9 protein-coding genes and 2 pseudogenes are annotated in these 15020 nt (G+C 53.2%); 9 read left to right on the top strand and 2 right to left on the bottom strand.

Annotation, left to right across the window (positions count from 1 at the left end):
• From tssI to JJD74_RS29785, 7 genes and pseudogenes are all read left to right on the top strand, one after another.
• Nucleotides 1-1655 (top strand): type VI secretion system tip protein TssI/VgrG (tssI, locus tag JJD74_RS29760; RefSeq protein ID WP_200617967.1); only part of this gene is annotated, 1655 nt, incomplete at its 5' end.
• A complete protein-coding gene (locus JJD74_RS29765) occupies nt 1645-2385 on the top strand; it encodes a DUF4123 domain-containing protein (RefSeq protein ID WP_200617972.1) in 741 nt (246 codons plus the stop codon). The genes tssI and JJD74_RS29765, both read left to right, overlap by 11 nt.
• Nucleotides 2382-7319, top strand: a complete 4938-nt coding sequence (locus JJD74_RS29770; RefSeq protein WP_200617978.1) for an RHS repeat-associated core domain-containing protein — start codon at nt 2382-2384, stop codon at nt 7317-7319. Before JJD74_RS29765 ends, JJD74_RS29770 begins: the two co-directional genes overlap by 4 nt.
• The gene (locus JJD74_RS29775; protein ID WP_150616506.1) at nt 7288-7536 is read left to right on the top strand and encodes a hypothetical protein; all 249 of its coding nucleotides are present in this window, start codon (nt 7288-7290) and stop codon (nt 7534-7536) included. Before JJD74_RS29770 ends, JJD74_RS29775 begins: the two co-directional genes overlap by 32 nt.
• Before the next feature lie 255 nt (nt 7537-7791).
• Nucleotides 7792-7902: pseudogene (locus JJD74_RS31610) on the top strand (RHS repeat-associated core domain-containing protein); the annotation flags it as partial.
• A 161-nt stretch (nt 7903-8063) separates the two neighbouring features.
• A complete protein-coding gene (locus JJD74_RS29780) occupies nt 8064-8345 on the top strand; it encodes a hypothetical protein (RefSeq protein ID WP_200617980.1) in 282 nt (93 codons plus the stop codon).
• On the top strand, nt 8323-8697 hold the full coding sequence (locus tag JJD74_RS29785) for a hypothetical protein (RefSeq protein WP_200617982.1): 375 nt from the start codon (nt 8323-8325) through the stop codon (nt 8695-8697). Before JJD74_RS29780 ends, JJD74_RS29785 begins: the two co-directional genes overlap by 23 nt.
• A gap of 20 nt (nt 8698-8717) precedes the next feature.
• Here the strand turns inward: JJD74_RS29785 and JJD74_RS29790 are convergent, their stop codons facing one another.
• Nucleotides 8718-9194 carry an RNA 2'-phosphotransferase gene (locus JJD74_RS29790; protein WP_325167031.1) on the bottom strand — a complete coding sequence of 159 codons (477 nt, stop codon included), beginning with the start codon at nt 9192-9194 and terminating at the stop codon, nt 8718-8720.
• Nucleotides 9195-9662: 468 nt separating this feature from the next.
• Here JJD74_RS29790 and JJD74_RS31055 point away from each other — a divergent pair.
• Together JJD74_RS31055 and JJD74_RS29810 are read left to right on the top strand one after the other, a co-directional pair.
• Nucleotides 9663-12230: pseudogene (locus JJD74_RS31055) on the top strand (RHS repeat-associated core domain-containing protein); the annotation flags it as partial.
• A 416-nt stretch (nt 12231-12646) separates the two neighbouring features.
• Nucleotides 12647-13006, top strand: a complete 360-nt coding sequence (locus tag JJD74_RS29810) for a hypothetical protein (RefSeq protein WP_200617984.1) — start codon at nt 12647-12649, stop codon at nt 13004-13006.
• 995 nt (nt 13007-14001) lie between these two features.
• Here the strand turns inward: JJD74_RS29810 and JJD74_RS29815 are convergent.
• The gene (locus JJD74_RS29815) at nt 14002-14724 is read right to left on the bottom strand and encodes a tellurite resistance TerB family protein (RefSeq protein ID WP_200617986.1); all 723 of its coding nucleotides are present in this window, start codon (nt 14722-14724) and stop codon (nt 14002-14004) included.
• Nucleotides 14725-15020: the final 296 nt, after the last annotated feature.

Here is a 15020-nt window from a genome sequence, read left to right on the forward strand (position 1 = left end):
ACGCCTACGAATTCAAGACCGGCTCGATCTACCCCGAGCGCATCTACTGCGTGCAATACGATGAATCGGACCTGCATTTCATCCAGCGCCTGTGCGAAGAAGAAGGTATTCATTACCACTTCCAGCACAGCGCCACGGCGCACAAACTGGTGTTCGGCGATGACCAGACGGTGTTCCCGAAACTCAAGCCTGTGGCCTATCAGCAAGACTCCGGCATGGTCGCCAGCGACCCGGTAATCAAGCGTTTCGACCTGCGCCTGGAAACCCGCACCAGCCGCACCACCCGCCGCGATTACGACTTCGAAAAACCGCGCATCACCCTCGAAAGCGAAAACCGTGGCGATGCCGTGCCCGATCTCGAAGACTACGACTACCCTGGCCGCTTCATCGACCGCGAGCGCGGCAAACACCTGGCCAAACGCGCCCTCGAACGCCACCGCAGCGACTTCCAACTGGCCGAAGGCAAGAGCGATCAGCCGTTGCTGGTCAGCGGCCACTTTTTGGCCCTGACGCAACACCCGAAAGCCAAGTGGAACGACCTCTGGCTGCTGACCGAAGTCCTGCACGAAGGCAAACAGCCGCAAGTGCTGGAAGAGTCAGTGACCAGCGACACCACCGCACTGAAAGATGATTTCCACCAGGGCTACCGCAACCGCTTCCAGGCCACGCCATGGGACGTGCCGAATCGCCCGCCCCTGCGCCACCCGAAACCGCGCATCCTCGGCAGCCAGAGCGCCGTGGTCACCGGCCCGAAAGGCGAAGAGATCCACTGCGACCAATACGGCCGCGTCAAAGTGCAATTCCACTGGGACCGCGAAGGCCAGGCCGACGACAAAACCAGCTGCTGGCTGCGCGTGTCTTCAGCGTGGGCCGGCGCCCAGTACGGCGGCATCGCCATCCCGCGCATCGGCATGGAAGTGCTGGTCACCTTCCTTGAAGGCGACCCCGATCAGCCACTGATCAGCGGCTGCCTGTACCACAAGGAAAACACCGTCCCGTACGCGCTGCCGGCGAACAAAACCCGCAGCACCTTCAAAACCCTCAGCTCCATGGGTGGCGGCGGCTACAACGAACTGCGCATTGAAGATAAGAAAGGTCAGGAACAGATTTATCTGCACGCCCAGCGCGATTGGGACGAGAACGTCGAACACGACCAGAAGATTCGGGTTGGCAACGAGCGTCACGACACCGTTGAAAAGAACAGCTACACGGAATTCAAAGCAGAAGAACACCACACGGTTTATGCCGATCGTAAAGTTGAGGCGCGGGCGAATGATCACCTGACCGTGGGCGTCAATCAGCACATCAAGATTGGGACTGGGCAGTTCATTGATGCGGGGCAGGAAATCCACCTGAGCAGTGGTATGAAAGTCGTGATGGAAGCCGGCGCGGAACTGACCCTGATCGGTGGCGGCAGCTTCATCAAGATTGATGCTGGCGGTGTGACCATGAGCGGGCCGGTGATCAATATGAACTCTGGCGGTGGACCGGGCAGTGGCACCGGCGCCGCGCCGCTGATACCCGGAATCCTGAAACAGGCCGACGCCGACAAGGCCGGCCAAGTGCTGACCCCGGCCCAGATCAACACCCTCAAACGCAACGCGCCATTCTGCGAAGAATGCGAAAAATGCAAGGCAGGTGCCTGTGCCATCTGATCGACTGACACCCAAGGATTGGCTGGCGCAACAGCCGCTGCAGACTGGCGAGCGTTTGTACCTGATCATCAGCGCGGCGAGCGACGCCGAACCTCTCAAGCCTTTCTATCAGCAGGATGCCGCACCACAACTGCAGCCTATTTGGAGTGGAACGCCTTACGCCGATTGGCTTCCCGTAATGCCGTATCTCGCCGAGATCAGTCCCAATGCAAGTTTTCTGCAATGGATTACTGAAACCGATGCATTGGATTGGGGTTGGCTAGCGGTATCCACCAGCGCGCCTGAAACGGTGCTGGAACATTTGCGCAGCCTGACTCAGGTAAAAATGCCGAACGCGACTGAAGTGTTTTTCAGATTCTGGGATGGTCGACATTTTCATCCGATCATCGAAGGGTTGGGTGCCACAGCAGGTGAACTGCTGCCCGTGTTCCAACGCTACCTGATTAACGGACAGACTCTCGAAGTCGGCAGAAGAGCGGTATTTCCCGCAAAAGAGTGGCCCTGGTGGGAGATACCCCAAACGCTATTGGATGCCCTCGCGGAAAAGGATCACACCACCGTTGTCGAGAACCTGATGCAGTGGCTATCAGAAGATTGCCCCGAGTTGTACTTCGAGTTCCCCGAAGCCAACTTGCGCAGAAAGGTTGAGCGCTTCGTGCGCCAGAACCCAAACACAGAAGATATGGCTGAGCGTCTCGCCGCACAGCTGACAAAGGAAGTCACGTCATGAATACCCCGATTGGTACCCTGGTCCTGCGTGTGCTGGACGCCAAAACGCCTGACGTGAGCCTGATTCTCAAAGACTTCAAGAACTGTCTGAGTGACTACAAAGACTGGGCGGACGGTTTCTGGACCGGCTGGGCACTGGATGTCGACCAAACCTTCAAGGTCGGCAACGAAGTCAGCGTATCCGAGCGAAAAACCAAGACAGGCGCAGTGGAAGCCTATGCGACCTGCCCTCTGGTGGGTGACTTCACGCTGATTCACATGTTCGAGTCGGCGCGATTCGTGCCGATAGGCAATACCCCGGTGAAGCTGGAGCCGGTCACCAAAGGCACCTTTTACGACGACGTTACCGGACCCGTCATCGAAACCATGATCGGCCCGAGCGGTATAAAAGTGATTGACGGTGCCAAGAAAGGCCAGACCTACCGCATTACTTTTTTCCCCAACGTATCCCAAAGTGACGTCAAGGCGCTCTATGACTCCTATCAAGGCGTTATCGGCAAGCTTGATGGCTGGCTGCAGAGCGAATGGTCGAGCAAGTTTCAGCCGCAATGGGCCAGTTACTCTGCAGCGGATCGCGCCGGGCGTTCGGTGATTTTGCTCAAACGAGCCTTGGAGGGGTTTGAAAAGGCTCTGTTGCAGCTGTGGGATGACATCAAAAGCCTGTTCGAGCTGCTCGCCAATCCGAGGAAAAATTACGAAAAGCTGAAAAAGTATTTGTCGGACGCCGAGATCGACAAACTCTACGCAGCGTCCAAGGAGTCGATCGCTTCAGGATTGCTGATACTCAGCGATGAACCCCTGATGTTCATCTACATCTCAGCCATTGTGGCCTGGGTAGGCATGCTGCCTCCCCAAGTCGTCGTCGACGTAGTGACGGCCATTGCCTCGGAATTCCTGATCAACGTACTCGTGGGTATCTGCCTGACAGGTGGTGCTGGACTGGCTGTGAGAGCCGGTACAAAAGTCCTTTCCACGGTCAAATCCGGAGAAGCGGTCAAGTACCTTGATGACCTTGCCTCTACCCTGATGACGCTCAGCAACAAGCACGCCCTGCCCGCGCATGCAGAAGTGTCGAAGCCAATTATCGCCAGCGCGAAAAACGTGCCGATGAAGCCGGCCAAAACGGCTGCATTGAAGATCGATGAAGCCGTCGCTGAAGCACCTAAACCGCAAGCACCGAAGGAGGCTCCGCGTAGTCAGGTGGCGCAAAAGCCTGCTCAGAGTCCGTTGCCTAAAACGGCGGACACTCCGAAGCAGGAGGTTAAGGATGCCTCCTCGTTTCCGCGAGATAAGAAACAAAACAGTCATACCCTTCAGCCGAAGGAAAAAGTCGACGACGTACCCGACCAGTCCAAGACGCCCGACGATAAAAGCGCCACCTGCGCGAAGAAGACCTGTACGAACGGCTGCCCGGTCTCGATGGTCACCGGTGAAGAACTGCTAACCATTACCGACGGTGAACTCGGTGGCCTGCTGCCATTCAGTTGGACTCGCCTTTACCGAACCAGCGCGGCTGAAATCGACTGCGGTCTAGGCTATGGCTGGAGCCACGCCCTCGCTCAGCGGGTGGACATCAACGGCGACGAGGTCGTGTGGACCGATCAGGAAAACCGGGTCACCACTTTTCCGATGCCCAGCTTTCAGCGCCCGGCGATCACTAATAGTCTTTCGGAAGCCGCCATCTTCATTGGCGATGATGCGTCCGAACTCATACTGACTCAGGCCGGCGAAAAGCCGCTGTTCTATCACTTCCGCTTCAACAGCAAAGGCGCGACGTTGATCGCCATCAGCGACAACTACGACAATCGCCTGCACATCACGCGTGACATCCATGGACGCATCAAGCGCGTGGATAACGGCGCTGGTCGTGCCCTACTTGTCCGATACAACCTCAAGCACATTGTCGCCATCGACTATCAGCAGTTCCTACCGGCGGACAATCTCGAGGACGTCTGGAACACAATTCAGACGCTGACCACCTATGAATACGATGCTGAACATCGATTGATCAAAGCCACAAACGCTCTAGGAGAGTCCGAGCATTATGCCTACAACGAGCAAAACGTCATTCTTGAGCGGCAACTCGCCGGGGGCGCAAGCTTTTACTGGGAGTGGGAAAAGGAAGGCAAGTCCGCACGTTGCATCCATCACTGGGCCAGTTTCTCTCAGATGGATGCGCACTATGCGTGGGATGACAAAGGCAGCGTCACCGTTACCAATGCCGATGGCAGCGAAGAGGTCTATACCCACGATGACAAGGCACGACTCGTCGCCAAAGTTGATCCGGACGGTGCCGAGCACTTAAAAGCCTATGACGACAAAGGCCGACTGATCGCCGAAAAAGACCCGATGGGTGCGGTCACGGAATATCAGTACAACGAGGCCGGCCGTTTGATCGCGGTGATACCGCCAGAAGACGCGCCGACCACCTACGAGTACTACAAGGGCTTTGTCCGTGTGGCGAATCGCGGTACCGCCAAATGGATCTACTGGCGTAACGACCAGGGTGACATCACTGAGCAAGTCGACCCGGATGGCAACTCGACGCACTACAGCTACGACCGCCAAGGACGCCTGCTGGAGATCCGTCATCCCGACGGCAGCCGCCACCAACTGGGCTGGAACAACCTCGGTCAATTGTTGGAGGAGCGCCTGCCGGACGGCGGCCAGCGCAAGTACCGCTACGATGCGCTCGGCAGGCAAATCACACGTCAGGCTGAAACCGGTGCAATCACCCACTACCAGTGGGATGCTGCAAATCGACTCGCACAAATCACTCTGCCCGGCGGCGCTACCCGTGCGTTCACTTACAACCCATACGGTCGCGTCACTGCAGAACGCGACGAACTAGGGCGCATCACTCGCTATGAGTACGCCGACAATCTTCATCTGGTCAGCCGTCTTATCAATCCGGACGGCAGCCAGCTGCGTTATCGCTACGACAACGCACGCCTGCTGCTCACCGATATCGAAAACGAACGCGGCGAACACTATCAACTCGATTACTACTCAAATGGGCTGATCCAGCAGGAAACCGGTTTCGACGGGCGCCGTACCGCCTATGAGTACGACCTCAACGGCAAACTGCTGAAGAAAACCGAATACGGTGACGACGGCAGTGAACTGGTGACCGAGTACCAGCGCGACGCCTCAGGCCGCTTGCTGGTCAAAACCCTCGCTGATGGCGAAGAAATCCATTACAGCTACGATGCTTTGGGTCGCCTGGTAAACGTCGACGACGGCCACTGGCCCCTCGACTATGAGTACGACGTACAAGATCGCCTGATCATTGAGCACCAAGGTTGGGGCACTACGCGCTACGAGTACGACAGCGTCGGCCAACTCAATCACTGCCGCCTGCCGGATGGCAGCACACTCGATTACCGCCACCTCTCCGGCGGTCGGCTGAGCAGCATCGACCTCAACGGCTCGCGCCTGACTACACACCAGTTCGACGCCGGCCGCGAGCAGCAGCGCCAACAAGGCGTACTGCTTAGCCAATATCAATACGATGAACAGGGAAGACTTCAAGCTCACACCGTAGGTCAGCAGGATCGCAATCTGTTCCAGCGCCGCTACGCCTACGATGCAAACGGCAACCTGGCCGGCATCGATGACAGCCGCAAAGGAAACCGCAGCTACCACTACGACCCACTGGATCGTCTGGTCAGCGTTCGCGGCGCCACACCCGAAACCTTCGCTCATGATCCTGCCGGCAATTTGCTCGGTCAAAGCGATCTGCCAACTGCGAACCTCGCCAACGTCAAAGGCAATCGCCTGCTTATGCAAGGCGACCGACATTACGACTACGACGCCTACGGCAACCTGAGCCGCGAACGCCGTGGTACCGGCCAGCAACTGGTCACCGAATATCGCTACGATTGCCAGCATCGTTTGATTGGAGTCAGCCTTCACGGTGGCAGCACGGCAAGCTACAAGTACGACGCGTTTGGCCGTCGTATCGAAAAAACCGTCGATGGCCATACCACTGAATTTCTGTGGCAAGGCGAACGCCTGATTGCCGAGAGCGCTGAAAATCGGTACCGCACCTACATCTACGAACCTGGCAGCTTCCGCCCCTTGGCGATGCTCGACGGCGAGGGTCCACTAAAGGCCACGCCGTTCTATTACCAACTCGACCACCTCGGCACTCCTCAAGAACTCACCGACTACAGCGGCGAGATCATGTGGTCAGCGAAATATCGTGCGTACGGGAACCTGGCTGCGTTGAACGTTGAAGAAATTGACAATTCGTTGCGGTTTCAGGGTCAGTACTTCGATGCGGAGACAGGCCTACACTACAACCGGCACCGCTACTACAATCCGAACACTGCGCGCTTTCTCACTCCTGACCCGATCAAGCTTGCAGGCGGTTTGAATAACTACCAGTACGTGCCTAACCCTACGGGGTGGGTGGATCCGTTGGGGTTAGACTGCATACCCGGGCAATGCCCAGAAGCCGACGCCGCGAGTATCCGAGCTAGAGTCGAATCAAACGTCGCTGAAAGTGCCAATGCAAGAACATCTTCGAAATTCAATAATCCGGACAATGGTCTAACCGTCCGTGAATGGCCCCCTTACCCGGGCACAGTTGGTAAAGTAGAGGCTGACTTTACTTTGTTACCTGGGACTCAAATTGACCGATTCGGTTCGCCAAGAGGATCCTTTCTTTCCCCTACTGGTACTGGTTACTCAGAGCGAGCACTGAAGCCAGGTACTTTAAGAGATGACTACTACGTTTATGAGGTACAAAGACCTTTGACTGTAAAAGCGGGGGAGGTTCTACCTTGGTTTAGCGAATCAGGTGGAGGCATCCAATACAGGCTTGATCCAATTGATAATGTAAGACGCTCTCCCGCAACACTCACCCAAGGTGAAGAGCCATTTCTGAAGGAGGTGTACCGTGGAAAATACAGTGAATACAAACCTGAATGAACTAGCACAAGAACTAAAAACCTTGGGAATCCCAAGCAATCTTTATTCAATCGGAAAAAACCAAAATGAGCGGACATGCATTGTTTTCGATGGTGTCAAATGGAGAGTTTACTTCTCAGAAAGAGGGAGAATGGAGGATTTAAAACAGTTCGCAAACTACGCAGAGGCAAAAATCGAATTTCTCAAACAGGTCACAGAGGGGTTAGCTAAAAATTGATGGGGTGCGTCACATCGCACCAATACAATGCTAAAAACCAATTCCCGGCTATCTGATTTATTGAGACAATAAAAAACCGCCACATGAAGCTATAGTTTCTAGGCGCTTTGGGGATAGAAAGAATTGGACGGCAGATTGTTTCCCAACAAAAAAAGAAATTAAAAAGTGCAACTCCAGAAAAAATAAATAAAAATGTAAAAAGGGGATAGATTTATTTTTCTACAAACTAAAAATAAATCTGCCCCCTTTTCTCCATTGACACCGGATCCGATCAAGCTTGCGGATGGGTTGAATAGCTACCAGCACGTGCCTAACCCTACGGCGTGGGTGGATCCGTTGGGGCTGAGTTACAAATCTGGCGCATGCCCAAAAGTTAGATCCATCAACCCAAATGAGGTTCGCTTTCCCCAAAATAGTGTTTCTTATAATAAGATTGACAGGAAGACCGGCAAAATTTTAGTTATGGTGATCTTGTAAGCTCAATGAAAAATAATGGATAGCAGGGAGAGCCTATTAATGTAGTGCGCATGCCTGACGGGCAACTAACCAGCATGGATAATACTCGCGTCAGAGCTGCACGCGAGGCGGGTATCAACGTAGAGGCCAGAGAGTGGAAGCTAGATGACCCATTATCTCAGAATAATAAAGAGCGATTCGAAGTCAACGATGTTATGCCTGATACTTTAGGGGAAGCATTACAACTCAAAATCCAGAAGCAAAAACCTAAGAGGTTTGGCAACGAAAACCCATTTGATTCTCACAATCCACCAAAATTAACAGAAAAAAATGACTATTTTTTTAGATATTGACAACCTACCCAACTACCCTTTCCCTCAAGAGTTCATAGAGTTTGCACAAACAGAACCCAAGATGGACATCGAACCATGGTGGCTACTTATTTACAAAGAAGGAAAAATCAATAGCTGGCACAACAAATTAAAAGAACTTTACCCGAAGCGCACACTGGTTCCTTTTGCCAAATTCAGCGCGAATGACGATATTGCTTGTTTCGACGGAGAAGATCTGTCTGGCAATCCAAAAGTTTTCATAATCCATGCATACGCGTCTGATGGGAGGGAGCTACATGGCGAGTACATCCAATTTACTGACTGGCTAACAAAAGCCATTGAAATGCACGCCGAGTGGGATGAAGAGGAATAGGTAATCTACAAATAAGAAAATCAATCCAATGCACCTATAAACTCTGGAGGTACAAAAAAGGTCAACCAAACATCATTCTCAGCCTTGAAGAACTTATAGCCATTTACAAACATTTCATAACTACTAATACGTAAAATGACAGACTTACCGTAACGTCGCCCAACATCATGAGCCAATCCCTCATTTTCAGTCAGATGAACATGATGCCTAGGTCCGGCTACCAGTCCTTCCTTCCAAATAGATTCGAGGAAGCGTGTGGCCGTTCCGTGATATAAAAAATCCGGGGGCTGGAGTTCAGAATACTGACGCTTGACCGATTCTGACGAATGCCCCTGAATAGCTCGAATATTCGCTCCATCAGGGGATATTTCAAAACGTTTTTTATCACTACTAGAAACGATGACATTTATCATCTCATAGTTAAAATTCTTTCCAGCAATCTCCGCACATCTGATTAAATCACCTATATCCGCCCACCCCTCCACATCTAGCAACAAGCCAATTTACTCAGGCTTGTGCCGCAACACACAACTTATAAATTTACTAATCTCTTCAAGAGCATCAGCCATAAAAACACCCCAAACATAAATAAACCTTAGAACATTATCAATGTTTTCACCAAAGGCACTCATTAAGGAAAAAGCCCCCCCCGAACTCTAATCCCAACTTACCACACCTATAAATCCTCACCCTCTAAAGTTAGTCAACTTAGGCATGAATAAATCCTCCATCAGGATCACTGGAATTATCCTTGCGTACTCAGATCAACAAACCGGATAAAAATAAGCGATCTTAAGCACACCATTCTATTTGTATTTCATAACTTTTCCAACGGTGTCTTTACCCCAGCCGCATAGAGCCCCACAGCTTTAAATCCAGAGCTTAGCCTTTGGAGTTGCCTCTTGGAGGCGACCCCGATTATCCGCTGATCATTGCTACCTGAACCACGAGGATTCACCGACTGACACGTTGTGGCCGTCGATCAGCAGCAACAACGCCAGGAATACAATGACCGCGGTGAGCGTCAGGATCCATGGCTGACCACTCAGACTCTTGTCACCTACCGGTACAAGTCACGCAATCAACTTCTTCAACAAATGCGGCACATGAACCGAGCACTATCGGTACAACGATCAGCACGTCATCCTCGAACGACAAATGGCCGGCGGCGCCAGCTTCTTCTGGGAATGGGAACCTGAAGGCAAACACTCCCGCTGCGTGCGCCCTGGGCCAACTACGCGCAAATGGAAGCGCGTTACGAGTGGGACGACAAAGGCTCAGTGACCGTCTACAACGGCGACGGCAGTTAACTGGTTTACGTACATGACAAAAATGCGCGTTTGGTCTCGGAAACCGCGCCCGACGGCGGTGAAACGCAGAACGCGTACGACAATCAGGGACGTCTGGTCGCAGTCAAAGACCCGATGGGCGCGATCACTGAGCATAAATACAGCGAATCTGGACGCTTGATCGCCGTCATCCCGCCAGAAGGTGTTCCGACCCGTTATAACTATTTCAACGGCCAACTCATCGATGTTCAACGGGGCAAAGCCCGCTGGAAATATGAGCGCAACCGACAGGGCGACATCACCCAACAAACCGACCCAGATGGCAACGAAACTCACTACAGCTATGACCGTCAGGGCCGACTGCTGAAAATTCGTCATCCCGATGGTGGCCGTCACCAACTGGGCTGGAACAACCTCGGTCAGTTGCTGGAAGAACGCCTGCCGGACGGCGGTCAGCGGAAATACCGCTATGACGCGCTCGGTCGACAAATCACCCGCCAGGACGAATTCGGTGCCATCACCCAATACCCATGGGATGCCGCTGATCGTCTGACCCAAGTTACCCTGCCCGGCGGCGCCACCCGCGCCTTTACCTACAACCCTTATGGCCGTGTCACCGCCGAACGCGACGAACTCGGACGCATCACTCGCTACGAGTACGCCGACAACCTGCACCTGGTCAGCCGCCGCATCAATCCGGACGGCAGCCAACTGCGCTACCGTTACGACAACTCACAACTCAATCTCACCGAGATTGAGAACGAGCGCGGCGAACGCTATCAACTCGACTACTACTCGAACGGCTTGATTCAGCAGGAAACCGGTTTCGATGGTCGCCGAACAGCCTATGAGTACGACCTCAACGGTCAGTTGTTGAAAAAGACCGAGTTTGGCGCCGATGGCAGCGAACTGGTCAGCGAGTATCAGCGCGACGCCTCGGGCCGTTTGCTGGTTAAAACCCTGCCCGACGGAAAAGAGATCCATTACAGCTACGACGCCCTCGGTCGCCTGATCAACGTCGACGACGGCAACTGGCCTCTCGCCTACGAATACGACGTGCAGGATCGCCTGATCACTGAGCACCAAGGCTGGGGCACTCTGCGCTACGAGTACGACAGCGTAGGCCAACTCAAACACTGCCGCCTCCCCGATGGCAGCAAACTCGATTACAGCCATCTACCCGGCGGTCAGCTAAGCAGCATTGACCTCAACGGCTCCCGCCTGACGGCTCATCAGTTCAGCGCCGGTCGCGAACAACAGCGCCAACAAGGATTGCTGCTTAGCCAATACCAGTACGATGAACAGGGCCGCCTGCAAGCACACACCGTCGGGCAGCGAGACAAAAATCTGTTTCAGCGTCGCTACAACTACGACGCCAACGGTAACCTCGCGGGCATCGCCGACAGCCGCAAAGGCAACCGCAGCTATCATTACGACCCACTGGATCGCCTGATCAGCGTACGCGGCGCTACACCGGAAAGCTTCGCCCACGACCCGGCAGGCAACCTGCTCGGCCAGAACAACGAAGGCACCGCCAGCCTCGCCAACGTCAAAGGCAACCGCCTGCTCATGCAGGGCGACCGCCACTACGACTACGACGCCTACGGCAACCTGATCCGCGAACGTCGCGGGGCGGGGCAGAAGCTGGTCACCGAATACCGCTACGACTGCCAGCATCGACTGATCGGTGTCAGCCTGCCGGGCGGCAGCAATGCCAGCTACAAATACGACGCCTTTGGGCGACGCATCTAAAAGACCGTCGACGGTCACACCACCGAATTCCTGTGGCAAGGCGAACGTCTGATCGCGGAAAGCGCAGAGAATCGCTATCGCAGCTATATCTACGAACCGGGTACCTTCCGGCCATTGGCGATGCTCGACGGCGAGGGCCCGCGAAAGGCCACGCCGTTCTACTACCAACTCGATCACCTTGGCACGCCGCAGGAACTCACCGATTACAGCGGTGAGATCATGTGGTCTGCGAAGTATCGTGCGTACGGTAATCTCGCCGCGCTGGATGTGTCCGAGATCGACAACCCGCTACGCTTCCAGGGCCAGTATTTCGATGCTGAGACGGGGTTACATTACAACCGGCACCGCTACTACAATCCGGGCACTGGGCGGTTTCTGACACCGGATCCGGTCAAGCTTGTGGGTGGGTTGAATAGCTACCAGTACGTGCCTAACCCTACGGGTTGGGTTGATCCGTTGGGGCTAAATAGCACTAATTGCCCCAAGAAGGTTGATACGAGCGAGTACCAAACCCGTAAAAATCTAAGAACAGATATTTACGATGCAAAACGTCCGGAAGGTAGGCATGCAACAAAGCACACAAATGCACAATCAGCGGAACAGGCAAAATCGCTCAGTCTAGGCCAGGGTACTAGGGACGGAAAACCAGAGGCTTCCTACCTTCCTGATATCGCTAATAATGTCAGCGGATTTGAGAAGCAGGCAGCCTACTCAGCAGTACGCGACGGGAATGTGTTTGATCACGGAGGTTCAAGATATATGTTCTACAGATCAGAGACTTCCGTCGGTTACAACAATGGCGAACTAACAAATTGGGTTAGGATTGAATTATCAAAAGCTGGCGATCCTGTCATACACAGTTTCCCCGCAGCCCCTGGACAAGTTAGAAAATATATGGGCAATGTAAAATGAGATCAAAATTAGAGTACGAGCTTCAACCTATCCGAGTGCCAAGCGGCTGGACAATAACAATCAACAACCTGTTTGAGGTCGAACTAACACCGGAGACAAGCGACTGGTTCTCCAGCTCAGTGTTGATTGGTGGTGTTCGGCGTAGTACCGGGCACTGTTTTGACTCCAGAGTGGAACCAGAAGGAGACCCCAACGGAGAGTTTGTGATTGATTTCCTGACAATCGAATATGACCACAAGGGTAAACCGGTCAAAAACTCCGAAAATTTTCTTGGTGAATTCAGAACCAAAAGCAAAGTTGAATTCATTAAAAAAATTGAATCCTTTATGATGGAAACTTTAAAAATCACACCTTAAAAATTGTAGCACCAATCACCAGCAAAACAACCAACCTGAAAGATGACTTCCATCAGGGCTACAAACAGCAAAGGGGACGAATTCATTTAACTGCAAATCAAATAAATCCGCCTCCTTCTTTTGTGCGAAAACCTTTACGAATCACCATAAGCCATTAAATACGATTCCCGACCAAGAGCAAGTACACACTCAATCCTATTGATATCTTGCCGGTCGGGGCGTGAAAAGGCCGATTAACACTCGATTACTGTTGAAATATTTGATCCCGCCTCAAGCAAAACTCACGTTATTGCTAGTAATTTCGATGAATTTATTGGATTGTGGAGTGAGTAGATTAATTTTCCACTCCAACTTCGGCACTTTTTAAGCAGTCGTAGCTGAACGTCTCACGCATTTTTACCTATCACTGGGCTTAGACATTAGTTCCCCGGCAATGATGAGCTTGCTTGAGGAGCAGGAAGTCTTATTATTCCCATACGGCAATAATCCACCCGCCGCGATTTTTTTTGTGGGTATTATTACGCTAAGTGAAAAGAAATCAGCGCTGTCGTACTTTGGATTTCTGCTTTAGGCCGTTTTATGCCGGTTATGGTTACAAAGCGTGCTGGTCAAGTCAGTGCAATTAACCATTCACGAAAGACTATAGCTACACCATCGCATCGTATCGGTACGAAGACGGTCGGCATGGGCAAATGGTCTCAATAATCGACCAAAAGCAGGTTCTCCTAAAGAAGTACTGAATTGGTCGAGACCACTCCCGTCAAATCAGCATACCAAGCCGAGTGAAGAGTTTTTAAGTGAAAGTGCGGAAGCCCTTAAGGGGTTTTCAAATGGACAGTCTTTGCTCGATTACTTAAAGATCAAATTTTCAAATTCTCAGCACTACACAAAAAAAAAATTCGTAGGAAGCGAGCATTCTCTAAAGACGTCCTTCCCCCGGGCACCGTGATCAAAAAAATCGCAGCCCAACGCTGCGATTTTTTCTTTCGTACCGTTTACTCAGCAGCCAACCGCACCTGCTTCTCCAACTCCAGCTTCAACCCCGGCTCCAGCTTCAGCTGCCGCGCCAGTTCATCCAGGTAGCTCTTCTCCATAAAGCTCTCCTCGTCCACCAACATCACGCTGGCGATGTACATCTCAGCCGCCATCTCCGGCGTGCTTGCCGCGCGGGCGACGTCGGCGGGGTCGAGGGGTTTGTTAAGTTCGGCGTGTAGCCAGTGTTGCAGTTCCTGATCGTTGTCGAGTTTGGTGAATTCGCCTTCGATCAGTTGGCGTTCTCGGTCGTCGATATGGCCGTCAGCTTTGGCTGCGGCGACGAGGGCCTTGAGGATCGCCTGGCTGTGCAGCTCGACCTGCGCTGGAGGCAAGCGGTCGAGGGTCTGGGGTTCGCCTTGTGGCGCGGTGCCTTTTTGCGCGTTCCAGTTGCCGTAAGCCTTGTAGGCCAACACGCCCAGCGCGGCGAGGCCGCCGTAGACAGCGACTTTGCCGCCGACATTACGCGCCTTTTTACTGCCGAGCAGCAGACCCATGGCGCCCGCCGCCAATGCACCACCACCCGCGCCTGAGAGCAGACCGCCAAGGCCACCGCCGCCGGAAGACCCGCCAAGCAAGCCACCCAGGCCACCGGCCGCCGATTTGTTCTGCGAGCCACCGGCCTTGTTTTGCAACAAATCCTGGCCGGATTTGAGTAGTTGATCGAGCAATCCACGGGTGTTCATGTTCCGCCTCCAAACTGGGGATATCAGGACCTATAAGGCCCTCAGCCTAGTTCGAAAGTGCCCTGGAGAGACTTACAAGTGTGCTTCCAGATGTTGCTCAGTGTGGCCAGGCCATTCGTGAAAATAGATATACACTCAGGCCAATCTATAAAAACCGCCCACTGGGTACCCTGGCGGTTGCAGGAGCTGAGTGCAACACGGTTATTGAATTGAAGCCGGAGCATCATGCCGCATTGCCATGGAGTTTTGCATGACCTCTCCCATCACCTCGATGGGGCATTTGAAGTCGAAGCGCT

This window comes from Pseudomonas sp. MF6776, from assembly GCF_016613125.1.
Classification (GTDB): Bacteria; Pseudomonadota; Gammaproteobacteria; order Pseudomonadales; family Pseudomonadaceae; genus Aquipseudomonas; species Aquipseudomonas iridis.

Excerpts from the sequence above, each read along its gene's own strand:
- JJD74_RS29770 (WP_200617978.1), top strand. The coding sequence starts at position 2,382 with ATGAATACCCCGATTGGTACCCTGGTCCTGCGTGTGCTGGACGCCAAA.
- JJD74_RS29780 (WP_200617980.1), top strand. The coding sequence starts at position 8,064 with ATGCCTGACGGGCAACTAACCAGCATGGATAATACTCGCGTCAGAGCT.
- JJD74_RS29785 (WP_200617982.1), top strand. The coding sequence starts at position 8,323 with ATGACTATTTTTTTAGATATTGACAACCTACCCAACTACCCTTTCCCT.
- JJD74_RS29810 (WP_200617984.1), top strand. The coding sequence starts at position 12,647 with ATGAGATCAAAATTAGAGTACGAGCTTCAACCTATCCGAGTGCCAAGC.
- JJD74_RS29815 (WP_200617986.1), bottom strand. The coding sequence starts at position 14,724 with ATGAACACCCGTGGATTGCTCGATCAACTACTCAAATCCGGCCAGGAT.